At 58.5% G+C, this 24,809-nt stretch carries 24 protein-coding genes; 12 read left to right on the top strand and 12 right to left on the bottom strand.

The window, feature by feature from the left end; all coding sequences use genetic code 11:
* Window positions 1-216 precede the first annotated feature (216 nt).
* Genes ACR0I7_RS13450 through ACR0I7_RS13470 form a run of 5 tightly spaced genes read right to left on the bottom strand, consistent with a single transcriptional unit; the run spans window position 217 to window position 4,420 of the window.
* Window positions 217-759, bottom strand: a complete 543-nt coding sequence (locus ACR0I7_RS13450) for a DUF3833 domain-containing protein (protein ID WP_480511830.1) — start codon at window positions 757-759, stop codon at window positions 217-219.
* Window positions 756-1,370: a DUF3833 domain-containing protein gene (locus ACR0I7_RS13455; RefSeq protein ID WP_480511832.1), complete on the bottom strand. Its 615-nt coding sequence runs from the start codon at window positions 1,368-1,370 to the stop codon at window positions 756-758. Before ACR0I7_RS13455 ends, ACR0I7_RS13450 begins: the two co-directional genes overlap by 4 nt.
* Window positions 1,367-2,590: an MFS transporter gene (locus ACR0I7_RS13460; protein WP_480511834.1), complete on the bottom strand. Its 1,224-nt coding sequence runs from the start codon at window positions 2,588-2,590 to the stop codon at window positions 1,367-1,369. The genes ACR0I7_RS13455 and ACR0I7_RS13460 overlap by 4 nt, the downstream gene beginning before the upstream one ends.
* Window positions 2,590-3,135, bottom strand: a complete 546-nt coding sequence (locus ACR0I7_RS13465; protein WP_480511836.1) for a hypothetical protein — start codon at window positions 3,133-3,135, stop codon at window positions 2,590-2,592. The genes ACR0I7_RS13460 and ACR0I7_RS13465 overlap by 1 nt, the downstream gene beginning before the upstream one ends.
* Entirely contained in the window at window positions 3,086-4,420 is a 1,335-nt protein-coding gene (locus ACR0I7_RS13470; protein ID WP_480511838.1) for an NAD(P)/FAD-dependent oxidoreductase, read from the bottom strand. Before ACR0I7_RS13470 ends, ACR0I7_RS13465 begins: the two co-directional genes overlap by 50 nt.
* A gap of 207 nt (window positions 4,421-4,627) precedes the next feature.
* On the opposite strand from ACR0I7_RS13470, the gene ACR0I7_RS13475 reads away from it, so the two are divergent.
* Window positions 4,628-5,353 carry an SDR family NAD(P)-dependent oxidoreductase gene (locus ACR0I7_RS13475; protein WP_480511840.1) on the top strand — a complete coding sequence of 242 codons (726 nt, stop codon included), beginning with the start codon at window positions 4,628-4,630 and terminating at the stop codon, window positions 5,351-5,353.
* 11 nt (window positions 5,354-5,364) lie between these two features.
* On the opposite strand, the gene ACR0I7_RS13480 is transcribed toward ACR0I7_RS13475, so the two are convergent.
* Entirely contained in the window at window positions 5,365-5,652 is a 288-nt protein-coding gene (locus tag ACR0I7_RS13480) for an I78 family peptidase inhibitor (protein WP_480511842.1), read from the bottom strand.
* Between the two features lie 130 nt (window positions 5,653-5,782).
* On the opposite strand from ACR0I7_RS13480, the gene ACR0I7_RS13485 reads away from it, so the two are divergent.
* The 3 genes from ACR0I7_RS13485 to amaB all read left to right on the top strand — a co-directional run bounded on the left by ACR0I7_RS13485 (window position 5,783) and on the right by amaB (window position 9,733).
* The gene (locus ACR0I7_RS13485) at window positions 5,783-6,895 is read left to right on the top strand and encodes an S-(hydroxymethyl)glutathione dehydrogenase/class III alcohol dehydrogenase (RefSeq protein WP_480511844.1); all 1,113 of its coding nucleotides are present in this window, start codon (window positions 5,783-5,785) and stop codon (window positions 6,893-6,895) included.
* 216 nt (window positions 6,896-7,111) lie between these two features.
* On the top strand, window positions 7,112-8,218 hold the full coding sequence (locus ACR0I7_RS13490; protein ID WP_480511846.1) for a saccharopine dehydrogenase family protein: 1,107 nt from the start codon (window positions 7,112-7,114) through the stop codon (window positions 8,216-8,218).
* A gap of 3 nt (window positions 8,219-8,221) precedes the next feature.
* Window positions 8,222-9,733, top strand: coding sequence for an L-piperidine-6-carboxylate dehydrogenase (gene amaB, locus ACR0I7_RS13495; protein WP_480511848.1), 1,512 nt, complete (start codon window positions 8,222-8,224; stop codon window positions 9,731-9,733).
* 36 nt (window positions 9,734-9,769) lie between these two features.
* On the opposite strand, the gene ACR0I7_RS13500 is transcribed toward amaB, so the two are convergent.
* Window positions 9,770-11,347, bottom strand: coding sequence for a DUF5928 domain-containing protein (locus tag ACR0I7_RS13500; protein WP_480511850.1), 1,578 nt, complete (start codon window positions 11,345-11,347; stop codon window positions 9,770-9,772).
* 142 nt (window positions 11,348-11,489) lie between these two features.
* Between ACR0I7_RS13500 and ACR0I7_RS13505 the strand changes: the two genes are divergently transcribed.
* Window positions 11,490-12,308 carry a sulfotransferase family protein gene (locus ACR0I7_RS13505; protein WP_480511852.1) on the top strand — a complete coding sequence of 273 codons (819 nt, stop codon included), beginning with the start codon at window positions 11,490-11,492 and terminating at the stop codon, window positions 12,306-12,308.
* Window positions 12,309-12,611: 303 nt separating this feature from the next.
* Here ACR0I7_RS13505 and ilvD read toward each other — a convergent pair whose 3' ends face one another.
* A complete protein-coding gene (gene ilvD, locus ACR0I7_RS13510) occupies window positions 12,612-14,444 on the bottom strand; it encodes a dihydroxy-acid dehydratase (protein ID WP_480511854.1) in 1,833 nt (610 codons plus the stop codon).
* Between the two features lie 106 nt (window positions 14,445-14,550).
* On the opposite strand from ilvD, the gene ACR0I7_RS13515 reads away from it, so the two are divergent.
* The 5 genes from ACR0I7_RS13515 to ACR0I7_RS13535 all read left to right on the top strand — a co-directional run bounded on the left by ACR0I7_RS13515 (window position 14,551) and on the right by ACR0I7_RS13535 (window position 17,935).
* The gene (locus tag ACR0I7_RS13515; RefSeq protein WP_480512131.1) at window positions 14,551-15,099 is read left to right on the top strand and encodes a helix-turn-helix domain-containing protein; all 549 of its coding nucleotides are present in this window, start codon (window positions 14,551-14,553) and stop codon (window positions 15,097-15,099) included.
* An 11-nt stretch (window positions 15,100-15,110) separates the two neighbouring features.
* A complete protein-coding gene (locus tag ACR0I7_RS13520) occupies window positions 15,111-15,380 on the top strand; it encodes a CBU_0592 family membrane protein (RefSeq protein WP_480511856.1) in 270 nt (89 codons plus the stop codon).
* A gap of 71 nt (window positions 15,381-15,451) precedes the next feature.
* On the top strand, window positions 15,452-16,306 hold the full coding sequence (gene sseA / locus ACR0I7_RS13525; RefSeq protein ID WP_480511858.1) for a 3-mercaptopyruvate sulfurtransferase: 855 nt from the start codon (window positions 15,452-15,454) through the stop codon (window positions 16,304-16,306).
* Entirely contained in the window at window positions 16,306-17,490 is a 1,185-nt protein-coding gene (locus ACR0I7_RS13530; RefSeq protein ID WP_480511860.1) for an amino acid aminotransferase, read from the top strand. Before sseA ends, ACR0I7_RS13530 begins: the two co-directional genes overlap by 1 nt.
* A 148-nt stretch (window positions 17,491-17,638) precedes the next feature.
* Window positions 17,639-17,935, top strand: a complete 297-nt coding sequence (locus ACR0I7_RS13535; RefSeq protein WP_480511862.1) for a YciI family protein — start codon at window positions 17,639-17,641, stop codon at window positions 17,933-17,935.
* A 50-nt stretch (window positions 17,936-17,985) separates the two neighbouring features.
* Here the strand turns inward: ACR0I7_RS13535 and ACR0I7_RS13540 are convergent, their stop codons facing one another.
* Both ACR0I7_RS13540 and ACR0I7_RS13545 read right to left on the bottom strand, forming a co-directional pair.
* Window positions 17,986-19,314: an ammonium transporter gene (locus ACR0I7_RS13540; RefSeq protein WP_480511864.1), complete on the bottom strand. Its 1,329-nt coding sequence runs from the start codon at window positions 19,312-19,314 to the stop codon at window positions 17,986-17,988.
* Window positions 19,315-19,347: 33 nt separating this feature from the next.
* Window positions 19,348-19,686 (bottom strand): P-II family nitrogen regulator, encoded by a 339-nt coding sequence (locus ACR0I7_RS13545; RefSeq protein WP_480511866.1) that lies wholly within the window; start codon window positions 19,684-19,686, stop codon window positions 19,348-19,350.
* Window positions 19,687-19,943: 257 nt separating this feature from the next.
* Here ACR0I7_RS13545 and ACR0I7_RS13550 point away from each other — a divergent pair, with 257 nt between their 5' ends.
* The gene (locus tag ACR0I7_RS13550; RefSeq protein ID WP_480511868.1) at window positions 19,944-22,133 is read left to right on the top strand and encodes a transglycosylase domain-containing protein; all 2,190 of its coding nucleotides are present in this window, start codon (window positions 19,944-19,946) and stop codon (window positions 22,131-22,133) included.
* A gap of 46 nt (window positions 22,134-22,179) precedes the next feature.
* Here ACR0I7_RS13550 and leuB read toward each other — a convergent pair whose 3' ends face one another.
* Window positions 22,180-23,283, bottom strand: coding sequence for a 3-isopropylmalate dehydrogenase (gene leuB, locus ACR0I7_RS13555; RefSeq protein WP_480511870.1), 1,104 nt, complete (start codon window positions 23,281-23,283; stop codon window positions 22,180-22,182).
* A gap of 91 nt (window positions 23,284-23,374) precedes the next feature.
* Between leuB and ACR0I7_RS13560 the strand changes: the two genes are divergently transcribed.
* The gene (locus ACR0I7_RS13560; protein WP_480511872.1) at window positions 23,375-23,902 is read left to right on the top strand and encodes a redoxin domain-containing protein; all 528 of its coding nucleotides are present in this window, start codon (window positions 23,375-23,377) and stop codon (window positions 23,900-23,902) included.
* A gap of 3 nt (window positions 23,903-23,905) precedes the next feature.
* On the opposite strand, the gene ACR0I7_RS13565 is transcribed toward ACR0I7_RS13560, so the two are convergent.
* Entirely contained in the window at window positions 23,906-24,799 is an 894-nt protein-coding gene (locus ACR0I7_RS13565; protein ID WP_480511874.1) for a LysR family transcriptional regulator, read from the bottom strand.
* Between the last annotated feature and the right edge of the window lie 10 nt (window positions 24,800-24,809).

The raw sequence follows: 24,809 nt of genomic DNA on the forward strand, positions 1-24,809 counted from the left end.
TCCTTGATCATTCCAATGATCTGTTCGTCGCTAAATCTGCGTTTCATAGTCCATCCTTTGCTTGGACGGATTACTAACACCTCAATGGCCTGATTTCAGGGGGCTGGGTCACGGACAATGTGCGCTTACGCCAGAGGTTGATCGCCGCGGTTGCAAAGCGCGCAAAACGACGACACTGCACCAAGAGAATGAGCCATATAGAAGTCCGAACCGTGGTTACTCTTTCTCAAAGAACAGGATCACTTCGCCCAGACGGATGCCATAGCGCGAGACATAGGCGCGGTTCAGCAAGCGATCCTCTTCCAGAAGCCACATCCAGTCGTCAAAATTCACACGCATCGTACCGTCCTTGACCGGCAGGTCGATCTTGTATGTCCAGTTGAATGTATCGCCCCGCTCGATCCCGCTGGCGGTGCCCAGAACACCCGGCGCGGTGCCGGTCCAGGTCGCTTCGCCGGTCTTGGTCAGCGTCCAGATCCGTTGCTCGGTTGCGCCGTCATCATAGGTAAAATCTTCGACAAGCGTCAGCGTCTGGCCGTCCCATGTGCCGTCAATATCGACGCTAAAACGGCGAGGGACATTGCCCAGCACATCCTGAAACTGGCCGTAGGCCACGGTCTTGCCTTCAAAGAACTCTTCCAGGTTGAGTTTACGGTCAGACAGAAATGTTTCCGGTACTTTGGGTTTGCCTGAACATGCGGTCAGGATGGCCAGCCCCGCAAGGACGGCAAATATGCTCAGGCCGCGCAACCGGATCATTGCAATACCCGCGCCGCTTGCGTGTCATGCCCGTTGGCGCCATGCAGCTTTGCGGGCTTTACCTCAGGCGCGGGGCGCATCGTGGCGATCAGCTCGACCACTTTGAGGCCGAATTTCCGCATCTCGGATCGGTTCATTATCGCGCCGTTTTCCGTCAGATACATCCAGTCCGTCACATCCAGTGTATGGCCCCCGGCATCCTGTGGCAGGACGATCCGATAGCTTAGCCTGACGGTAGAGCCCGAAATCACGCCCTTGCCTTTGCCCACGATATCATCAGCGGTGGCTGTGAATGTGTTGCCGGTGCCCAGTGTCAGATGCCATTTGCGCGTGATCTGTTTGCCGTTTGAATAGGTGAAGTGTTCTGTCAGCGTGCCGGCATTCCCACGCCACTCGCCCACCATTCTGGCCACAAAACTGTTCGCCATTTTGCCGTTGGGCCCATAGATCAAGCCCTCGGACAGAATTTCCCCGTTTAGGTGCCGTTTCAACGAAAACTCGGGGCCGGTATTGGCATAATCGGCAGGGGCCTGCGCACGAAAACTGAACAGCCGGCGTTTGGCGATGATCAGGGTAAGAAGGGCAAGCAGGATGACAAGGACAAGTTTCATTTGGCGGAAACCTCTGTTGGCAGCGTCAGGACCATTCCAAACGCGCCGAGTTTGAGAATGCAGGGCAACACGGCATAGGCAAAGTTCAGTGTCTCCAATGCCTGCGCCGAGTTTGATTGACCGGGCGCAAACCCGTTCCGTTCCAGCAGGGGCAGTGTGAAAAAGGCGGCCAGTGCCAGGCCCAGTTTCCCGGCAAAGGACCAGATGCCAAAGGCGGCTGAGGCATTCAGCCCCGCGCGCGTCAGCACGACCGAGAACATGGCCGGCAATACCACCATATCCGCTCCCAAGGCCGCCCCGGATGCGATACAGATCAACGCGAACCCGGTCAGATTTCCGGCCGACAGGGTGGCGGCCCCGATAAACCCGGCAATCGACAGCGGCATTGCGATGATCAGGGTCTGTTTTGCACCGATCCTATTGCTGAGGCGTGCCCAGAGCGGGACGCTGGCACCCGCGCTCAGGAAAAACAGGATCAGTAATGGGCCCGCTTTGCCCGGCAGCTGCAGCCGATCTTCGACAAAAAACAGAAACAGGGTCGAGGTGATGGCAACCGGAAGACTATTGACCAGGGCAAGCGCTAGCAATCGGAGCCCGCCCGCCTGTCGTAACCCGGCCAGCGACAGTGTGTCCCCCGTGATGGCGGGTCTTTTCCAGATCGGGCGCGTCAGTATCAGAACAGTGACAGCCAGCAGGCCAAGGAACAGCCCAAAAGCCGGATAGCCCTGCGCGCTGGCACCGAAGGCCACGAACAGCGCCGGGGCGCTTGCGGCGAGGATCACACCGGTCAGCTGACCCCCTTCGCGATACGCCGCCAGCGTCATCAGCTCTTTGGGGGCGGGGTGTTTGGCCAGTGTAGCGCTGCGCCCGTATAAAAGGATGGTTCCAAGACTGTAGGCGGAAAACAGCAATATCAGTATAGCCACCAGCGTGGCGATGCCGACCCCGGTGGGCAGCAGAAACAGCAGGGGAAACCCAATCGCCAATCCAAGGGCCGCTGCGGCCGCAAACTGCGGTTGCGCATCTGGCCAGCGATCGATGCCCCAACCGATCAACGGGTCCTGCACCAGATCGACCAGCCGGATGATCAGCAATACGGTTCCGATCACACCCAGCCCGATACCCAGATTGACCGCTGCAAACCGTGGCAGGTGGATGTATAGCGGGATGCCCGCTGCTGCCAGCATCAGTGCATAGAGGCTGACGCGCGGATACAGCATCACTGCCCCTTCAACTGCTGTGTGAACGCGGCAGATCGGCTGTTCTCACCCAGAAATATCGACATGAAACCGCGTTTGGCACCAGCGTAGGATAGGGTACAGGTCTTGCGACCATTGCGCCAGAAACCAACATTATCCGGCCCCTGAGAGATCGCCAGATAGGTGTCGCCCTTGCTGACGGCCTGAAAACACTGCGCAAGCTGCGCGCGAGTGGGCGCCGGATTGCTCTGCCGCTGCATCTCTTCCAACGTCGAATTGATCAGAGCCTTTTGGGTCAGGTTCTTGCGATACGTCAGCTCAAGCCCGAAATCCGCATCCCAGCTGAAGGGCGCGCCATTCGGTGTGAACAGTTTGGCGTTATAGAGCGGCACGCCCAGAAACCGAAAGGTTGCGGTGCCGCGCAGCTGAGCGTTCTGCAATTCATCCGACACCACCGATGCGTCCGTTGCACCGGGGGAAAGCAGCGCAAGGGCAAGCAATCCGGCGTTGCAGAGCTTACAGATCTGCCGCAGCAGGAATGGCCGGGTCTCTTTCGGGGATGCCATTTTCAGCTCCGATGGGTTGCGGTGTACCTTCAATGCGTTCGACAACATGCATGGCGCTGGCAATGCCATCTTCGTGAAAGCCATGCCGGTTATAGGCACCGGCAAACCATGTTTTGTTCTGGCCCTGCATGTCGCGAATCTGCCCCTGCGCCCGCAGCGCGGCCTTGTCAAAAACCGGGTGGGCAAATTCGACCTGATCATAGATCATGTCATCGGGGATTTCGGATGAGGCATTCAACGTGACAAACAGCGGGTCGCTGTCAGGGATGTTTTGCAGTCGGTTCATCCAATAGGTGACACCAACATTTCCGGCTTGTGAACGATAGGTCCAACTGGACCAGCAGGCCCGCCTGCGGGGCATCTGGCCTGGGTCGCAATGCAGCACGGCTGTGTTGGGTTGATACCGGATCGCACCCAATGCGGCGGTTTCAGCCTGCGTTGCGCCGTCCCCCAGAATGGCGAGCGATTGGTCGGAATGGGTGGCCAGGATGATCTCATCAAACAGGTCGGGTTGGCCGTTGCTGTGTACGCTCACGCCCAGCGGGTTTCTTTCAACACGGTCGACCGGTGTGGCCACCCGGATGTCGCAGCCCCGCGCGCGCAAGGCGGTTTCTACCCTGCGAACATATTCGACGCTTCCGCCTTTAACCGTCCACCACTGGTGTTGATTGGCGCGACCGCTGGCCAGAAGGGCGTGATTGCGAAAGAACTGTACCAATGAGCGTGCCGGGAAGCGGTCGACAAATTCAACCGGTGTCGACCAGATCGCGCCGCACATCGGCATCAGATAGTTATGACGGAACCAATGCCCCAGACGCAGCTGATCAACCAGCTCTCCGATTGTGGTGTCATCGTCCTGCGCGGCGGCGGGGGCCTCTTTGCCGAACCGCAGGATATCGGCGATCATTTTGTAATAAGCAGGCCGCGCCAGATTGCGTTTTTGCGCCGTCAGCGTCCGCAGGTTGTTCAGCCCGTATTCGATGCGGCCATTATCGATCGTGGCCCCAAAGCTCATCTCGCTTTTGACAACCGGAACATTCAGTTCGTCGAACAGCCGCGTTAGGTAGGGGTATGTCTTGTAGTTAAACACGATAAACCCGGTGTCCACGGGCTGATCCCCGTTGCGACCAGCCAGAACCGTTCTGGCGTGGCCGCCCAGTCTTGGTTCGGCCTCATACAAAGTGACATCGTGAGATTTTGAAAGATAATAAGCTGCCGACAGACCTGAAATACCTGCACCAACAATTGCGATTTTCTTGCGTACGCCCCGGGTTTCGTCGAACATGCCATCCTCTTTATGCGACATTTTACAAGGGGATACGCAGCTGAGCCGGGTGCGGATCATTCATATTGGTATTTTTTCTGTGGCGCGCCTGCAGGGCGGGTTTCTTTCACCTCGCCGTGATCCGGCGGGGCTGTGGCATCGTAAATTCTTATACATATTGTAATCATCGACCACGGGCGGCAAACAGTCTGCGAAAGACCTGACCATATGAACATGCTTGACGGAAAAACCTACTGGATCATCGGTGCCAGCGAAGGGTTAGGACGGGCGCTGGCCGAAACGCTCAGCCGGCAAGGGGTCAGCCTGATCCTGTCGGCGCGCAACGCGCAACGTTTGACCAGTTTGACAGAGACATTGCCCTCGGCCCGCGCGGTGCCCGTTGATGTAACCGATCTTGAAGCCGTCCGTCGCGCAGTCGCTCAGATCGGAGAGATCGATGGTCTGATCTACAATGCAGGCGCTTATGAGCCCATGAAGACCCAGAACTGGGACACCGACGCCGCCTTGCGCATCAGCGATGTCAACTATGCCGGAGCGCTGCGGGTTTTGGGCGAAACAGTGCCTGCAATGGTGCGCGCGGGACGTGGTGACATCACCCTAATCGGCTCTCTCGCAGGGTATCACGGCCTGCCGGCGGCGATTGGGTACGGTTCCAGCAAGGCGGCGCTGATTTCGTTGGCAGAAACGATGCGGCACGATCTGACAGGCACAGGTGTGACCGTCCGGATCGTCAATCCTGGGTTTATCAAAACGCGTCTGACCGAAAAGAACAGCTTTAAGATGCCGATGCTGATGACGCCCGAAGATGCTGCTGAACGTGTCATGCGGGCGATGTCACGCCGCCGCTTTCGCTCCGATTTTCCCGCACCGTTTTCCTGGCTGATACGCTTTCTGGATTATCTGCCGGACATTTTAGTTTATCGCGGGAAGTAAGCCTCAACCCGTTAGCCACATGTCAGACGCTGAATGATACCGGCCCCATTGATGAACACGTTCAGGCGATCGATGCGATAGTCCTGCGTTGCAATATCATCCGGCCCCAAAACGCGGGACCGGTCGGGTAGGCCGCTTTGAATAGTTGAAACCGGCTGGCCAACAGAGTCCGCAAAAGGCTCGCCCTTACAAAAGGCCAGATCTACAGGCGCAGGATCAGCAACCGAGGAGGTGTCCTGAGGTTCGACCGTTTCAGAACAGGCGGCGAGAAGGATCAGGATCGGTGCAAATCGGCGCATTGGCGCTCCTCCTGTAGGTAATGTCGTTTCTGAAATATCAATTGTTCGGTCAGCCTGTCACGAAAGTACAGTGGAATACACCCTGTATTTATCGCGGGGTCGACGTAAAGATGACAGGGAGATGTGCACCATGCGTACCCGCGCCGCCGTCGCCGTTCAGGCTGGCAAACCCTTGGAAGTGATGGATGTGAACCTTGAAGGCCCCAAAGCGGGTGAGGTTTTGGTTGAGATAAAAGCAACGGGCATTTGCCATACCGACGAATTCACCCTGTCAGGCGCAGACCCCGAAGGCCTGTTCCCCGCCATCCTTGGCCATGAGGGCGCGGGCGTCGTGGTTGAGGTGGGGCCGGGCGTAACAAGCCTGAAGCCCGGGGATCATGTCATCCCGCTTTACACGCCTGAATGCCGCGAGTGCGAGTATTGTCTGCACCCGAAGACCAACCTGTGCCAGGCGATCCGCGAAACGCAGGGCAAGGGGCTGATGCCCGACGGAACGTCTCGTTTCTCGACGCTGGATGGCGATCCGATCCTGCACTACATGGGCTGCTCGACTTTTTCGAACCACACGGTTTTGCCCGAGATCGCACTGGCCAAAGTGCGCGAGGACGCGCCGTTCGACAAAATCTGTTACATCGGTTGTGGTGTGACCACCGGCATCGGTGCGGTGATCAATACGGCGAAAGTAGAAATTGGCAGCCGCGCCATCGTGTTTGGTTTGGGCGGTATCGGCCTGAACGTGATCCAGGGCCTGCGTCTGGCCGGAGCTGATCAGATCGTTGGTGTCGACCTGAACCCATCGAAGGTCGAGATGGCCACGAAATTCGGCATGACCGATTTCGTCAACCCTGCTGAGGTTGAGGACGATCTGGTGCCCTATCTGGTCAACCTGACCAAGGGCGGCGCGGATTATACTTTTGACGCGACCGGCAATGTGGGCGTGATGCGCGACGCGCTGGAATCGGCGCATAAGGGCTGGGGTGAATCCATTATCATCGGCGTGGCCCCCGCGGGTGCGGAAATCTCAACCCGTCCGTTCCAATTGGTCACCGGCCGGTCGTGGCGCGGCACTGCCTTTGGTGGCGCTCGGGGCCGGACGGACGTGCCCAAGATCGTCGACTGGTACATGGACGGAAAGATCGAGATCGATCCGATGATCACCCACACCATGGGGCTGGACGACATCAACCATGGTTTTGATCTGATGCATAAGGGTGAAAGCATCCGCTCGGTGGTGGTCTACTAAACCCTCTTCTGATCTGTTCGGACTACATGCGGCGCGCCTGATGGTGCGTCGTTTTGTTTTGGGGTTCAGATCACCTTTTCCTCAAGATCGATTTCGCCATATTGCCAAATATATTGTCATAATGACGGATAGAGTCGTGATTTCGTCAAGTCGCCCACTGTGCGCCGGACAGCCTGTCGCCGATAATTCCTGAAAAGGAAAAAGGAGGAGGCGCTCTTGGGCTGGAATACATGTATCATCGGGGCAGGGAAGATCGGTCAGATGATCGCAACCCTGCTGAAAGGCTCATCCCATTATTCGGTGACGGTGGCGGACCGTGATCTGACCGCGCTGGCCGCGTTGAACAAACTTGGTATCGCAACACGGCAGATAGATGCCAAAGACCCGCAGGCGCTGATACGCGGTATTGAGGGGTTTGATGCGGTGATCTCGGCTGCTCCGTTCTTTTTGACACCGGACATTGCCCGCGCGGCCAAGGCAGCAGGCGCGCATTATTTCGACCTGACCGAAGATGTCGCCGCAACCCATGCCGTGAGACAGCTGGCGGAAGACAGTGAGACAGCTTTTATGCCGCAATGCGGATTGGCCCCGGGGTTTGTGGGCATCGCTGGCGCATCGCTGGCTGCAGGGTTCGATGAAATTGACAGTCTTCATATGCGGGTTGGGGCGCTGCCGCTCTATCCGACCAATGCGCTGAAATACAATCTGACCTGGTCGACCGATGGCCTGATCAACGAATATTGCAACCCGTGCGATGCCATCGTGAATGGAGAACGGGTCAAGACCGCGCCGCTTGAGGATTACGAAATCCTTGGTCATGACGGCGTCGAATACGAGTGTTTCAACACCTCAGGGGGGCTGGGAACCTTACCCGAAACGCTTGAGGGCAAAGCCCGCGCTGTTTCGTATCGGTCGATCCGCTATCCGGGTCATCGGGATATCCTCAAACTGTTGCTGTCGGATTTGGGGCTGGACCGCCGCCGCGATCTGCTCAAGGAGATCTTTGAGGCGGCACTGCCGCGCACAGATCAGGACGTGGTGCTGGTCTACTGCACCGCTAAGGGGATGATTGATGGCCAGCTGCGCGAGAAATCCCTGATCAACAAATCCTTTGCCCGCGTGATCGATGGGCAGGTCTGGAGCGCGATCCAGATTACCACCGCAGCAGGTGTGCTGGGTGTTGTCGATCTGATGCGGACGGGTGTGCTGCCCCCCAAAGGGTTCGTCCGGCAAGAGCAGGTGAAGCTGCAGGATTTCCTGAATACTGAATTTGGCCAGCTTTACCGCGCTGGCGAAGGCACTGAACAAGACAAGGCGGCCTGAGACATGAAAGACGTTGTGATGACAGCAGAAGCGACACTTGCCAATTTGGGTTTGACCCCGGCCGAGCTGACCGGAGGGACGCTGACAGTTACCTCGCCTATAGACGGCAGAGTTCTGGCCCAAGTGCATGAGACCCCGGTTACCGACATGGAGGCAATTCTTGCTCGCGCCACCGATGCCTTTAAGGCATGGCGCATGGTGCCGGCCCCGCATCGGGGAGAGTTGATCCGCCTGTTGGGCGAGGAACTGCGGGCCGCCAAGGCGGATTTGGGTGCGTTGGTCAGTTGGGAGGCTGGCAAGATCACCTCGGAAGGGCTGGGCGAAGTGCAGGAGATGATCGACATCTGCGACTTTGCCGTGGGCCTGTCGCGGCAGCTGTATGGTCTGACCATCGCGTCCGAGCGTCCGGGGCATCGGATGATGGAAACCTGGCATCCCGCCGGGCCGGTGGGCGTGATCTCGGCCTTTAACTTTCCGGTGGCGGTTTGGTCCTGGAATGCCGCGCTTGCCATCGTCTGTGGTGATCCGGTGATCTGGAAACCGTCCGAGAAAACACCGCTGACCGCGCTGGCCTGTCAAAAGATATTCGAGCGCGCGCTGGCGCGTTTGGGCGCGGCGCCCGATGGGCTCTTGCAAACGCTGGTGGGTGGTGCCGCGCTGGGCGAGGCACTGGTCGCGAGCGAGGCTGTTCCCGTGATCTCGGCCACCGGATCGACCCGTATGGGCCGCGCTGTGGCCCCGATCGTAGCGCAGCGTTTCGGCAAGTGCATTCTGGAACTGGGCGGCAACAACGCCATGATCGTCGGGCCGTCTGCCGATCTGGAAATGGCGGTGCGCGCCATCGTATTCTCGGCTGTTGGCACTGCCGGGCAACGCTGTACCACATTGCGCCGTCTGATCGTACATAGCTCGATCAAAGACGAGTTGGTGGCGCGGCTGAAGAAAGCCTATTCCGGTTTGCCAATTGGTGACCCGCTGGCCGAGGACACGTTGATCGGCCCCCTCGTCGATGAGGCGGCCGGCCAGGCCATGACCGCTGCGCTGGAGGCTGCAAAGTCAGATGGCGGTGCCGTCTTTGGCGGGCATCGCGTGACCCAAGGCGTGCCGTCCGGGGTCTATATGGCGCCAGCAATTGTCGAGATGCCCGCGCAAACTGCCACGGTAAAAACCGAAACCTTTGCGCCGATCCTGTATGTCATGGGGTATGAGGACTTTGACGAGGCCGTAGCGCTTCAGAACGATGTCCCGCAAGGGCTGTCATCCTGTGTCTTCACGCTGAACATGCGAGAAGCCGAACAGTTCCTGACAGCCTCCGGGTCCGATTGCGGCATCGCAAACGTCAATATCGGCCCGTCGGGCGCGGAAATTGGCGGAGCCTTTGGCGGCGAAAAGGAAACTGGCGGCGGTCGCGAAAGCGGATCGGACGCCTGGAAGGCTTATATGCGCCGTCAGACCAATACTGTGAACTATTCGGCTGAGCTGCCACTGGCGCAGGGCGTGAAGTTCGATATCTGACAGTTTGTCCGGCGGCGTCACCGCGCCGCCGGGCCGTCAATCCGCAAACAGATAGTCCAGTTGCATCACCGCCCGCGCCTTGTCGTCTGAGATGTTCAGAAACTCTGCAACAGCGGCTTCGTTTTCGGCACGGTCCGCAGCTTCGCGCAGGCGCAGATATGTATCGGTCTGGGCCCCTCGGATCTGTTCGGATTCGTAGATCAGATCGTTGTGCAGGGTGGGCAACAAACGGGCCACCGTTTCCGCAGGGGTTGTTTCACCGGCCAGACCCACGCGGCGCGCGTGGCCGACAAGATAGTCGTCGGAATACTCACATTCGATTTCCAGCAAATGGGTTTTGACCTGATCGGCGCAGAAATCCTGAATGATGTCTGCGCTCGCTGGATCAACGCAGATCACCAGACCGTTGGTGTCAAAATGCTCAAACAACAGCTGCACCAGAGCGCGCCGGTGCCGAGAGCGCTTGGTGAGCGTTGTTTCAATACCGCCGAGGTCCGGCAGAGGTGTGGCTTGTTCATTGAACAGGTATTCCACGCAGGGCAGATCCGTTTCCGAGATGATCTGATCAACCAACCGTTTGGCGACGTGCCACTTTTTGCACACCACAAGGAACAGATCACGTTCAGGGCCCAGTGTATTTCCGGCCTCCCAGAAACGTTGCCCGAACCGGCGACCGATCCGTCCGCGGCCGGTCAAAAAGCTGTACAGGCTGCGCCCTTCATCCGAGATCGGGAAATCGATCCCTTCGCTGGCATAAAGCTGCCCCAGCTTGGCTTTCAAATCGTGGGCTTCGGGGCTGATTTTCCGCGCAAACAGATAATCCTGCCCAAGCAGCAGATCATAGTGATCGTTATAGAATGTCACCGGCATTCCATAATCCGAGAACATCAGGAATGTCAGCGTCCGGTTGTTGATCTCTTGCTTGGGGATCAGGTGACGAACCAGCGTCTGGAAAAATGTCTCATCCGGGATCCATGTGGTCGAGAAGAACCGCATCACATCCGGGCGTTGTTGCAGGAATTCAAGGATCATTTCGACAGTACGGCGGCGCAGGCACCACCACTGGCTGCCGATCATCACCTGAATGTCTTGAGGGATTTCACGTGTCAGACCAAAGCGTTTCTGGAACTGGTACGAGGCATAAAACCGTCCGCTTTGTGTGCGTTCGTTGAAATAGTGACGATAGATCAGCCGGTCTTCCTTCATGCCGGTCTTGATCCAGTTGCTCTCGAAGAAGTCGTGGCTTTCGACAAAATCCTGGTCGTTCTCGTCAAGAAAACGACGTGCATATTCAGCAGTTTTGATCGCCATGCAGTCACCCGACAGCATGTAGAAATGCGTTGCGCGCGGGAATGCATCGACGGCGGCCTGCAATGCGTACAACGTCGCCTGAACAAGAGACCACTCTCCCCAGCCGCATTTGATGCGTTTGGTTGCGAAGGTCACATTCGGGTTGTCTTTCAGCGCGCTGCGGATGCGCTCGTAGTCCGAAGGATTGGCGCGCGCGTCAAAGTGGATTGCCATGCAATCCCCGGTCGCGGTGAGTTGCTCAGCCTGTGCGACAATCGCGTCAGGGTCTTTGTGACACAGCAAAATGTAGGCAATCTTTGCCATCAGTGATACGCAATTTCCGTTTCTGCCCGTTTCCAACCGTGATACTGAGGATGAGCGATTGAATAAACAGAATAATTTTGCTTTTTTGGGTCGAAACGCTGGTGTTCGATCTGGGATCAGGGCAGCACAGGAGGCATTTTAGATGGGTTTTCCCGGCACTTGGATGACCGAGAGCGAGAGTATGGTTTATCGTGTTGTGCCAAAATGCGCCTGCTCGACAATTGGCCAGATCATGTATTTTTCAGATCACGGGCAGTTCTTTGACGGTGATATTCACGACGCCAAAGGCGGGATGCACAAATGGGCTTTTGATACCAGTCAGGGACCGATCTCCAGCAATGTGCGATCCCATGCATCTTATGCCTTTACCTGTGTGCGCAATCCCTACACGCGTATTCTGAGTTCCTTTTTCGACAAGATCTGCGGCATTCAACGCAACGGCAAACGCTATCGCGGCAATCTGGTGCCGACGCTCATTTACAACTACGGGATTGAGGTCGGGGGCGACGACGGCAAGGGTGAGTTTGACCAAATCGCGAGCTTTCGCAGATTCCTGCTCTTCGCGCGCGATACCATTCGCTGGCGTCGCCCGATGGATCCGGACATTCATTGGTCGGCAATGTCGGGCCATGTGTCGACCTTCATCCTGAATGGTGGTCGATACAACCGGATTTTCTGGACAGAACAGTTTAACGAAGGCATGCAGGACGTGTTGTCCAACACCGAAACGCGGCATCAGGTGACGCTATCGGAAATCCCCCGCTTTAATGAATCCGAAGGACACGGCCCCAAACGCGCCCATCCGGTTGAGGCCTATTTCGACGATCTCTCGATGCATCTGGTTTATGAGATCTACAAACAGGATTTTGACCTCTTCAAATACGATTTCGAGAACCCGGCCAACAAGATGCCAATCGGCGAAATTGATCTGGACGAGGTTCACGCCAAACTGGGCGATTGATCCAGACAGGAGGCTCCCGCCCATCGTCGATGTCTCTTGCGAGACATCTCCTCTGGTTGGGCCCGGCGCCGGCAATGCGCGGCGCCGGGCCCAAGGGCGACTGCGGCTTCGGCGCAGCCGATAGCGCAGTTCGGGCGCGGGAGCATTACTGATATGTCTAAGCACCACGGTGGTATGATTTTCGGCCAATCCCGCAGGTGCGTATATGAAGGTTGGGCTTTCAGACCCGCGACGAGCGCTCCGCCGAAACAAAAAAAGCCCCACCCGCAGGACGGGTGAGGCTGTGATCCAGACGGCGTGCTACTAAACCTGACGCACCGCCCCTTTGGCCGCGCTGGTGGCTAGTTTGGCATAGGCCTTGAGCGCGGTGGACACTTTACGCTTGCGCGGCGCGGCGGGTTCCCAGCCTTTTTCGTCCTGCGCCTCTCGCCGTGCGGCGAGCTCTTCGTCTGACACTGCCAGATGGATGGTGCGGTTCGGAATGTCGATCTCGATTGTGTCGCCGTTCATCACAAGGCCGATTTCTCCGCCCTCTGCCGCTTCGGGCGACACGTGACCGATCGAGAGGCCCGAAGTTCCTCCCGAGAACCGCCCATCCGTCAGCAGCGCGCAAGCTTTGCCCAGCCCTTTTGATTTAAGATAAGACGTCGGATAGAGCATTTCCTGCATCCCCGGTCCACCACGCGGTCCTTCATATCGGATAACGACCACATCGCCTTCGGTGACTTTGCCGGTCAGAATGTCGCTGACCGCCTGATCCTGACTTTCGCAAACATAAGCTTTGCCAGTGAATTTCAGGATGTTTTCATCCACACCTGCCGTTTTCACAATGCAACCGTCGCGCGCGATATTGCCGAACAGAACCGCCAGACCGCCATCCTGGCTAAAGGCGTTTTCTTTCGAGCGGATGACACCGCCCGCGCGGTCCGTGTCCAGCTCTTTATAGCGGTTCGACTGGCTGAACGCCTGCGTTGTGCGCACGCCCCCGGGGGCCGCCTTGAACAATTCCTGCGCCTTGGGGTTATTCGCGACCTTGATGTCCCAATTGGCAATCGCCTCACCCATCGTGGCTGAATGGACGGTGCTGCAATCCTCATGCAGCAGGCCAGCACGGCTGAGTTCTCCGAGGATTGAAAAGATGCCGCCCGCGCGGTGAACGTCTTCCATATGCACGTTTTCAGTATTGGGCGCGACTTTGCACAGACACGGCACCTGGCGGCTGAGGCGATCCATGTCGGTCATGGTGAAATGAACCTCGCCCTCATGCGCGATGGCCAGAAGGTGCAGCACGGTGTTGGTCGAGCCGCCCATGGCGATATCCAGACTCATGGCATTCTCAAACGCGTCGAAAGTCGCGATCTCGCGCGGCAGAAAGCCCTTTTCGTCCAGGTCATAGTGGCGTTTGGTGATCTCAACGATCCGGCGACCGGCCTCAAGGAACAGCTCTTTGCGGTCCGCATGTGTGGCTAAGGTCGAGCCGTTGCCCGGCAGCGCCAGACCCAGCGCCTCGGCCAGACAGTTCATCGAGTTGGCAGTGAACATGCCTGAACATGATCCGCAGGTCGGGCAGGCGTTTTCCTCGATATGCTGGACCTGCTCATCGGTGTACTTATCGTCGGCGGCGGCAACCATGGCATCCACAAGGTCGATTTTTTTGGCGTCCAGATCGGCGATGTCGATCTTGCCGGCCTCCATCGGACCGCCCGAGACAAAGATTGCCGGGATGTTCAGGCGCATGGCGGCCATCAGCATGCCGGGGGTGATCTTGTCGCAGTTCGAGATACAGACCATCGCATCGGCGCAATGTGCGTTGACCATATATTCGACCGAATCCGCGATCACTTCGCGCGAGGGCAGGGAATACAGCATGCCGTCATGGCCCATGGCGATGCCGTCATCGACCGCGATGGTATTGAACTCTTTCGCAACACCGCCGGCGGCTTCAACCTCGCGCGCGACCATCTGGCCCAGATCCTTCAGATGCACGTGGCCGGGAACAAACTGGGTGAACGAGTTGACGATGGCGATGATCGGTTTGCCGAAATCGTCGTCACCCATGCCGGTGGCGCGCCACAGGCCGCGGGCACCGGCCATGTTGCGGCCATGGGTGGAGGTTCTGGATCGGTACATTGGCATGATGCTGTTTCCCTATTGACCGGCTTGTCGTATCCGGGGTTCGTGCGTTATAGCGCACGTATCACATGTGCGCTATAACGCACAAGAGGATTCGAAAGACGGCGATATGGCACCGGAAGATATTACACTGAAACTGCGGGATGTGCGGGCAGCATCGGGGCTGAGCCTGTCCAAGGTGGCTGAGATGACAGGGGTCAGCAAAGCCATGTTGGGCCAGATCGAACGCGGCGAATCAAGCCCGACGATTGCGACCCTCTGGAAGATCGCCAAAGGGTTTCAGATGCCGCTCAGCGCATTGATCGGCACCGCCGCAGGGCGCGATCCGTCAGCCGGGGTGTTTCAGACCGTGACCTTTCCCGGCAGCATCGCGGTCAAGATCGTGTTTCCGTTCGATCCAGCGCTGGGGGCCGAAACCTTTCATGTCACGCTGAAGCCGGATCAAAGCCACACGTCACCGGCCCACGCCCCTGGCGTCACCGAAGAGGTTTTTGTGCTGACCGGTCCCCTAGAGGTGCTGCGCGACGGAGAGTGGGTGATTTTGCAGAATGGGCAAGGGTTGCGGTTTGCCGCCGATCTGCCGCATGGCTACCGTGCAGGCCCGGACGGGGCCGTGTTTTTGAATATGCACCATTATGGGCAACAGACGGCTGGTTAACAGGACATAGGATGACGACATTTCTGAACTCACTGACCATTGCGGATGCGGTGGGCTCTTTCGGGGCCCTGCTGGTGGTCGCGGCCTATTTCGCGACGCAGATGCGGATGATGAACTCGGACGATCTGGTCTTTCCGCTGATCAATCTGTTTGGCTCGATCCTGATCGTTTATTCTCTGATCCAGAATTTCAATCTGGCCTCAATGCTGATCGAGAGCTTCTGGATCGTCATCAGCTTGATTGGCATCCTCCAATATTTCCGATTGCGCCGCGCTCAGTGAGCGCTATCCAAGCTTGAACCCCTATGCCACCGGGTATAGGGAAAACCTCAGCGCGCTTAGGGGAGGCTTTGATGCAGGACGATCCGAAAACCCTCGTTTCTACCGAATGGCTTGCTGCCCATCTCAAGGACCCGGATTTGCGCCTGTTGGACGGATCCTGGTATCTGCCGCAACAGGGGCGTGATGCGAAGGCCGAGTATGACGCCGGCCACATCCCCGGCACACGGTTCTTTGATATCGACGACATTTCGGATCACCGATCCAACCTGCCGCATATGGCGCCGCCAGTTGAAAAGTTCATGTCACGGTTGCGGGCGATGGGCGTCGGCGATGGTCATCAGGTCGTGGTCTATGACGGAGCCGGGTTGATGTCGGCTGCGCGGGTCTGGTGGCTGTTCCGCCTGATGGGGCAGGAAAACGTGGCCGTCCTTGATGGCGGGTTTCCCAAATGGCAGGCCGAAGGGCGTGAGATCGAAGATCTGCCCCCCGTGATCCGCGACCGCCACATGACGGTTCGGGTGCAGAACCATCTGGTCCGCGATGTCACGCAGGTCTCTGCTGCTGCCAAGCTGGCAGATCACGAAATCATCGATGCCCGTTCGGCTGCGCGGTTCGCCGGGGGTGAACCAGAGCCACGCGAAGGGCTGCGGTCGGGGCACATTCCGGGATCACGCAACGTGCCTTTTGGCCTCTTGCTGAACAAGAACGGCACGATGAAATCGCCCGAAGAGTGCCGCGCCGTGTTCGAGGCGGCTGGCGTCAATCTGACGAAACCGGCGATCACCTCCTGCGGATCGGGTGTGACGGCCGCAATCCTCAGCCTTGCGCTTGAACGGATGGGCAAGAAAGATCACGCGCTTTATGACGGATCATGGGCGGAATGGGGGGCCTTCCCGACCCTGCCCGTAGCAACCGGAGAGAACTGATGTTCGAATTTCTCAAACCCCAGCCAGCCGACAAGATTCTGGCGCTGATGCAGATGTATCGCGACGACCCGCGCGCGCAAAAGATCGACTTGGGTGTCGGTGTCTACAAGGATGCCGATGGCGTGACGCCTGTCATGCGGTCGGTCAAGGCGGCCGAGCGGTTAGTCTGGGAAGAGCAGGACACCAAGGCCTATACCGGGCTGGCCGGTGATCCGGCCTTTGCGGATGCGATGATTGGTCTGATCCTGGGTACATCTGTTCCGCGCGCAAACATCGCTGCCGTGGCCACGCCGGGGGGCACCGGTGCCTGCCGTCAGGCGTTTGAGCTGATCCGCATGGCCAACCCGTCGGCCCGCGTATTTGTGTCGAACCCCACATGGCCCAACCACCTGTCGATCCTGAACTATCTGGGGATCGAGGCGGTTCCGTATCGCTATTTCGACGGAGAAACCCGCGGCGTCGATTTTGACGGCATGATCGAGGACCTCAAAACCGCGAATTCAGGCGATGTGGTTCTGTTGCATGGCTGCTGCCACAACCCGACCGGCGCCAATCTGAACCTCGTGCAGTGGCAAGAGGTTGTGAACATCATCAACGACCGTGGTCTGATCGCGATGATTGACATCGCGTATCAGGGGTTCGGCGATGGTCTGGAAGAAGATGCGCAAGCTACCCGTCTGGTGGCTTCGTCGGTCAAGGAATGCCTGATCGCGGCGTCCTGCTCGAAGAATTTTGGTGTCTACCGCGAACGTACCGGCCTGTTGATGGCGATTAGCGCCAATGCGGGTCAGACCGCCTTGAATCAAGGAACCCTGTCGTTCCTCAACCGCCAGAACTATTCCTTCCCGCCTGATCACGGAGCGCGGGTCGTCACCGCGATCCTGATGGATGACGCCTTGCGCGCGGATTGGATGGCCGAGCTGGAAGAGGTGCGCCTGTCCATGCTGGGGCTGCGTCAACAGCTGGCGGATGAGCTACAACGCCTGAGCGGCTCGGACCGTTTTGGCTTTGTCGCGCAGCACCGTGGCATGTTCTCGCGTCTGGGTGCCGCGCCCGAGCTGGTCGAGAAACTGCGCAATGATCACGGTATCTACATGGTCGGTGACAGCCGCCTGAACATCGCGGGTCTGAATGCGGCGACGGTTCCGATTCTGGCGCAGGCCATCGTCGACGTCGGGGTCTGAACCGACATAAGCCGAAAAACAAAAGGCCGCGCATGCTCTGCGTGGCCTTTTTGATTCGCGCTGGAGCGGCGCGCATTAGCCGACTGGCCCTAAGTGTACTGGAAAAAGCTGCCTAGCATCGGGTTCCTATCAGTCACAGGAGATACGGATGCGTTGGGCGGTTATTTTCAAAGACACAGATGACATGTTGAAGGTCAGGGCGCGGCGCGACCTGCGGGACGCTCACGTAGAGTATGCCCGGGACCATCCGGAATTGCTGATCGGTGGCGGTCTCAAACCGGACGCAGACGGCACGTTTTGCGGTGCGCTTTGGATCGTAGAGGCGGCGACAAGGGACGAGGTCGCAGAGCTTATTGAAAAAGACCCGTTCTATTTCCCCGAATTCCGCAGTTTTGAAATCTATGCCTGGGGTAAGCTCCTCGAAGATCAAACGGCGATCTTGTGACAGAAAAAGCCGGGCGCGAACGCCCGGCTTTCGAGTGGTTATGTCAGGTCTCAGCCTTTGGAGAACTCAGGGTAGGCCTCCATGCCCAGCTCGCCCATATCCAAGCCGTTGATCTCTTCTTCTTCGCCAACCCGCAGGCCAACCGTTGCCTTGAGGATCGAGAAGAGGACAAAGCTGACCACAAAGACAAAGGCACCGATGGCCGCAAAGCCGATGATCTGGGTCACGAAGGACGCATCGCCATTGGTCCATGCCACGATGAAGGTCCCCCAGAAGCCTGCAATTAGGTGAACCGGGATTGCGCCAACAACGTCGTCGATCTTCATCTTGTCCAGCATCGGGACGGTGAAGACGACGATCACGCCACCGATTGCACCGATGATCAGCGCCTGGAACAGCGACGGAGCCAGCGGTTCAGCGGTGATCGACACCAGACCGGCCAGAGCGCCGTTCAGAACCATGGTCAGGTCGACCTTGCCGTACATCACCTGCGTCAGGATCAGCGCTGCAACCGCACCGGCCGCTGCGGCCATATTGGTGTTGGCAAAGATGCGGCTGATGTCTGCCATGTCACCAATGGTGCCCATCGCCAGCTGCGAACCGCCGTTAAAGCCGAACCAACCCAGCCACAGGATGAATGTACCCAATGTGGCCAGCGCCAGGTTCGAACCGGGGATTGGAACCACTTTGCCGTCTTTGTTGTACTTGCCGATACGCGGGCCCAGCACGATGGCACCGGCCAGCGCAGCGAAACCACCTGCGGCGTGAACCAGAGTTGAGCCTGCGAAGTCGCTAAAGCCCATCTCGGACAGCCAGCCGCCGCCCCACTGCCAGGACGCTTCGATTGGATAGATGACGCCAGTCAGCACGATCACGAAGATGAAGAAGGGCCACAGTTTGATGCGCTCGGCCACGGTGCCCGAAACGATAGACGCAGTGGTTGCGCAGAACATCAGTTGGAAGAAGAAGTCAGAGCCGACCGACGCATAGTCCAGCGCGGTTTCCGTGTCGGCTAGGCCAACCGGCTCAAGCGAGGTTGGCGAGAAAGCGCCAAGAATGCCGGTGATGGTCCATCCGTCGCCGGGGTACATCAGGTTGAAGCCGACCAGCCAGTACATGATGGCTGCAAACGAGAACAGCCCCATGTTTTTGACCAATTGCATGGCTACGTTCTTGGAACGCACCAAGCCGGCTTCAAGCATGGCAAAGCCCGCGGCCATCCAGAACACCAGGAAACCGCCGACCAGGAACAGCAGCGAGGTCAGGATATATTGCGTATGCTGCGCGACTTCGCCGGTTGCGGCGGCCTCTTGCGCAAGGCCCATCTGCGGCAACGCGACGACCGCGGCGGCAGGGATGAGAGATTTCATCAGTTTCATTGTCAGTCCTCGATTTTATGGAGTGAGGGCGCTTTACAGCGCCTCTTCGTTCGTTTCCCCGGTCCGCACGCGCAGCGCCTGCTCGACATCGAGGACGAAAATCTTGCCGTCACCGATTTTTCCGGTTTTGGCGGTGTTGGTGATGGTCTCAACGATCTGATCGGCCATCGCAGCAGGCACCACGATTTCCAGCTTGATCTTGGGCACGAAGTTCACCGCATATTCGGCACCGCGGTAGATTTCGGTGTGGCCGGATTGCGAGCCAAAGCCCTTGATTTCGGTTACCATCATGCCGCGCACACCCGCGTCGGTCAGCGCCTCGCGCACCTCCTCGAGCTTGAACGGCTTGATTGTCGCAATGATCAGTTTCACGTCTTTCCCCTCTGCTTGTCCGGCGGGGCCGGTTTTTGCACCTGCAGAAAAAGAACGTGACCGCACGCAGTTAGGAATGCTTTTGAGGGGGTGTTGCCGGGAAAAATGGCACAAAGTTGCACAATTTTTGCACAAATACTGTGTTTCGTCTAAAATTTAGGCGAATTTAGGAGGGGCAATAGGGGAAATTCAGACCTCTACATACACAATTCTCCAAGGTATGGTGACGCAAAATCATAACCGGGCAGAGTTTGAGCATGACTGAGTCCAAGCGCCGAAAACCAAGACTCGTTGCCGACAGGCGATATCCGTCGAAAGGACGGAGACCCGCAGCGAACAAGCGGGCCGCTAAGCCTGCGGGCAAGAAATCCACGTCGCGCAAACCCGCGACGCGCAAGACGGCGCGCAGGTCCAGCCGTAAGAAATCCGGCGGTGGCGGCGGTATATTTCGTCGCCTGTTCCGCTGGGTGTGGCGGCTGTTCTGGGGTGTCACATGGCGTGTCGGGGCGGTTGTCGCGCTGCTGATCGCGCTGGCTGTGGGCGTAGTTTATACCTCATTACCGGATCTAGATGCATTGCTTGATGGGCGCGCGCGCGGGTCGGTGACCCTGTTGGATCGCGACGGCAAGGTCTTTGCTTGGCGCGGCGATCAGTTCGGTGGGGTCATCACGGCGGATACGGTTTCGCCGCATCTCAAGAACGCGGTGATCGCAACCGAGGACAAGCGGTTCTATCGCCACTTTGGTGTCAGCCCGCGGGGCGTGGCCAGTGCTGTGCGCATCAACCTGAGCGAGGGGCGAGGGCCTTTGTCGGGTCACGGTGGTTCGACCATCACGCAACAAACCGCCAAGCTGCTGTGCCTTGGTGAGCCCTATGAGCCAAGCGAGTGGGAATCTGAGGCAGCGTATGAGGCCGATTGCCGCCAAGGATCGCTGTGGCGTAAAGCTAAAGAGGCGATCTACGCGATGGCGATGGAGGTCAAGTATTCAAAGGACGATGTTCTGACCATCTATCTGAATCGCGCCTTTCTGGGTGCAGGCGCGCGCGGGTTCGAGGCCGCAAGCCAGCGCTATTTCGGCAAATCAGCCGCCGAGGTGAACCCATCCGAGGCCGCGATGCTGGCCGGTTTGCTGGTGGCTCCGACGCGGTATGCTCCAACCAACAACCTGCAACGCTCGCAGGATCGCGCGCGACTGGTGATAGGGTTGATGGAGGATCAGGGATATCTGACGACCTCTCAGGCAAGTTCTGCCCGCTCCAACCCGGCGCAACTGTCCGAGGCGGCCGCCGCGCGCGCCGGTGGTTATTTTGCCGATTGGGTCATGGCTAGTGGGCCAGAGTTCTTTACCCGTAACACCACCGAAGATGTGGTGATCCGAACCACATTGGATCAGCGCATCCAGAAGTCGGCGGAAGAGGCGCTGCAGTATATCTTTCAGGAAAAGGTCCGAGAGGGCTCCAAGGCGCAAGCCGCAATTGTTGTGATGTCGGCGGATGGCGCCGTGCGTGGCATGGTTGGCGGGCGCAAGACGCGGGTGTCTGGCGCGTTCAACCGGGCCACGCAGGCGCTGCGGCAAACCGGGTCGTCGTTCAAGCCCTTTGTCTATGCCACCGCGCTGGAACTGGGCTATTCCCCGTTGGATGCTGTCATAGATGAGCCGACATGCTGGACCCCGCCTGGTTCTGCGCGTTGGTGTCCCAAGAACTATACCAACAAGCACTATGGCCGCGTCACGCTGGCAGATGCGCTGAAGAACTCACTGAACATTCCGGCGGTGAAAGTGGCCGAGATTGCCGGGCTGGACAATGTACGCACCGTTGCCAGCGGCTTTGGGATCGCTAGCGATCTAGCAGAGGGGCCGGCGCTGGCGTTGGGTGCGTCCGAAAGCACGCTGATTGAGATGACAGGCGCCTATGCGGGCATCCTGAACGGCGGGTCATCGGTCGAACCATATGGGCTGACTGAACTGAAGCTGCTGGGCGACACGACACCGATGATGGTGACCACATCCGGGATCGGCGAACGCGTGATCCGCGATGAGGCGGCCAAGCAACTGACCTGGATGATGGAGCGAGTTGTCTCCCAAGGTACGGGGGGGCGTGCGAAGCTGCCGGGGTGGCAGGTCGCGGGCAAAACCGGCACGACTCAGGCCGCACGGGATGCGTGGTTCATCGGGTTTACGGCAGATTACGTTGTTGGGGTCTGGATGGGCTATGACGACAACACGCCATTGTCAGGCGTGACGGGGGGTGGTTTGCCCGCCGAGATCTGGAAAGAAACCATGCTGCGCGTCACCGAAGGGATGGAGCCCTCGCCACTGCCCATGCTTGCACCCGCACCGCCAGCCCAGCCCGCCCAACAAAACCGTCCCCGCCGTCAACGGAACGGCGGCGGCTTTGAGCGTGCAATCAATAATCTGCTGAATGGGATATTTGGCGGCAATTAGGCAGCCAAGGTTCAGGTGGCGCGATACGCGCCACCTAAAATAGGAGTCAAAGGCTCTCGTCGAGCGCGGAGATTATTACGTCACCCATTGCTGAGGTGGAAATCGGCTCCACGCCTTCATCGGCCAGCAAGTCGCCGGTGCGGTGCCCATCTGCCAAAACCTTTTCAACGGCCGCTTCCAGCCGGTCAGCTTCGGCGCCCTGGTCAAAGCTATAGCGCAGCGCCATAGCAAAGCTGAGGATACAGGCAATCGGGTTGGCCTTGCCTTGGCCCGCAATGTCCGGGGCTGAGCCATGGACGGGTTCGTACAGCGCCTTGGGGCGTCCGTTTGCCATCGGTGCACCCAACGAGGCAGACGGCAACATGCCCAGCGATCCGGTCAGCATCGCAGCCGTGTCGGACAGGATATCGCCAAACAGGTTGTCGGTCAGGATCACGTCGAACTGTTTGGGCGCGCGCACCAGCTGCATCGCGCCATTGTCGGCATACATGTGGATCACTTCGACCTCGGGGTAGTCCTTGGCCACACGGTCCACGACCTCGCGCCACAGGATACCCGATTCCATTACATTGGCCTTTTCCATTGAGCAGACCTTTTTGTTCCGCCGCATCGCCAGTTCGAAGGCCGAGCGTGCGGCGCGTTCGATCTCGGATTCGGTATACCGCTGGGTGTTGATGCCGACGCGTTCGTTGCCTTCCTCGAAAATGCCGCGCGGTTCGCCGAAATAGACGCCCGAGGTCAGTTCGCGCACGATCATGATGTCCAAGCCCGCAACGATGTCCTTTTTCAGCGACGAGAAATCGGCAAGCGCGTCAAAACACTGGGCAGGGCGTAGGTTGGAATACAGATCCATCTCTTTGCGCAGGCGCAGCAGGCCGCGCTCGGGTTTGAGACTGAAATCCAGGTCATCATATTTGGGACCACCAACCGCGCCCAGCAGAACCGCATCCGCGTCATGCGCCTTGGCCATGGTTTCGTCCGACAGCGGCTTGCCGTGCGCGTCATAGGCCGCACCGCCCACGAGGTCCTCGCTCACATCAAAGTGAAGTCCGCGATTGGTGCCGTACCAATCGATGATTTTGCGCACTTCGGCCATAACTTCCGGGCCAATTCCGTCTCCGGGCAGGATGAGGAGCGAGGGGTTGGACATCGATAGTCTCCTTGCGTTTCGTCGCACAGGCCCTAGCGTCTGCGCTGCATCGGGTCAATGAGACGAACCCGTCAAAATACGAGGAAAACACATGCTGACACCCGGAAATCCGGTTCCTGCGCTGAAAATCGAAACCGTTGCCCATGGCGGCTTCGATCTGGAGGCTAACAAAGGTGAAAACGGAACGCTGGTGATTCAATATCGCGGATTGCACTGCCCGATCTGCATCAAGCAGATGACCGAGGTCGAAGCGGCGCTGGATGAGTTTGCGGCGCTGGGCGTCGAGGTCATCATGATCTCGACGGATACGGCGGACCGCGCGGCCGAAACCGCCGAGAAAGCCGGCGTGTCGCGGCTGCGCGTTGGTCACAGCCTGCCGATGGCCGAGGCGCGTGACGGCTGGGGTATGAACATTTCGACCAAGCGCGAAGGCAGTGCCGAGCCTGACATGTTTGCCGAACCCGGACATTTCTATATCGCGCCCGACCAAACGCTGTATTACGCTTGGCAGCAGACCACGCCATTTGGACGGCCATCCATGTCAGATATCGTCGGCGGCCTGAAATTTACATTGAACAACAACTACCCGGCGCGTGGCACGTATACAGGTGCGCTTTAGCCCCTAGAGACGGGCCTTGAGGCCTGCAGCCAGCAGATCCCAGACCCTGCGGATACGTGGGGTCTGGCGCATCGCCTGCGGAGCGGCTAGCCAGACCGGCAGCGTTGGAACTTCGACGTCCAGTGGCAAGATTGCTACGGACGGATCGGCACTTGCCACTTTGGTTTGCGTGAAACCGATGCCGCAACCGGCCCGGATCAGCTCCCAATAGGCGCTCTGCAGATCGCATCGAATGCCGAAACTTTCCCGGTCTACCGGCCAGCCACGGTTGCGCATCTTTCGGATGATCACGTCGCTTGTGTCGAACCCAACAAGCTCATGCTGGAGTAAGTCATTAGGTTTTTGGGGTCGCCCCGCGCGCTCCAGATACGAGGTTGCAGCGCAGACACATATTGAAATGTCCCCGAGATAGCGCGAGACGATATCCATCTGCTCCGGGCGGTACATGCGCACCGCGATATCCGCTTCACGAAACAGCAGGTTTTCAGTTGTATCGGTGGCGACCAGTTCCAGCTGTATCGCCGGTTCTTGCCTGCGGATGTCGGCAAGAATCGCTGGTAGCATATGATGCGATGCAAAGACCGAAGCGGTGATGCGAACCGACCCTTCGAGCTGCTGCGCTTGTCCCGCCGCGGTCATGTTGATCGCATTCATGGCCTCATGCATCTGCTGCGCCATGGGCAGGAGTTGCTCCCCCACCTCGCTGAGCTTGAGCCCTCGGGCGTGACGCTCAAAAAGCGAGACGCCCAGCTCGGTCTCAAGCGTCTGGACCTGCCGTCCCAGCGTAGGTTGGCTGCGGCCAAGCGCACGCGCGGCACCGGACAACGAGCCGCTTTCGGCCACCGCGAGAAAGCTTTGAATCAGTGACCAGTCCGAGAGGGCAAGCGATTTATCCATAAGTAGATGA

The organism is Ruegeria sp. AM1 (genome assembly GCF_056540745.1).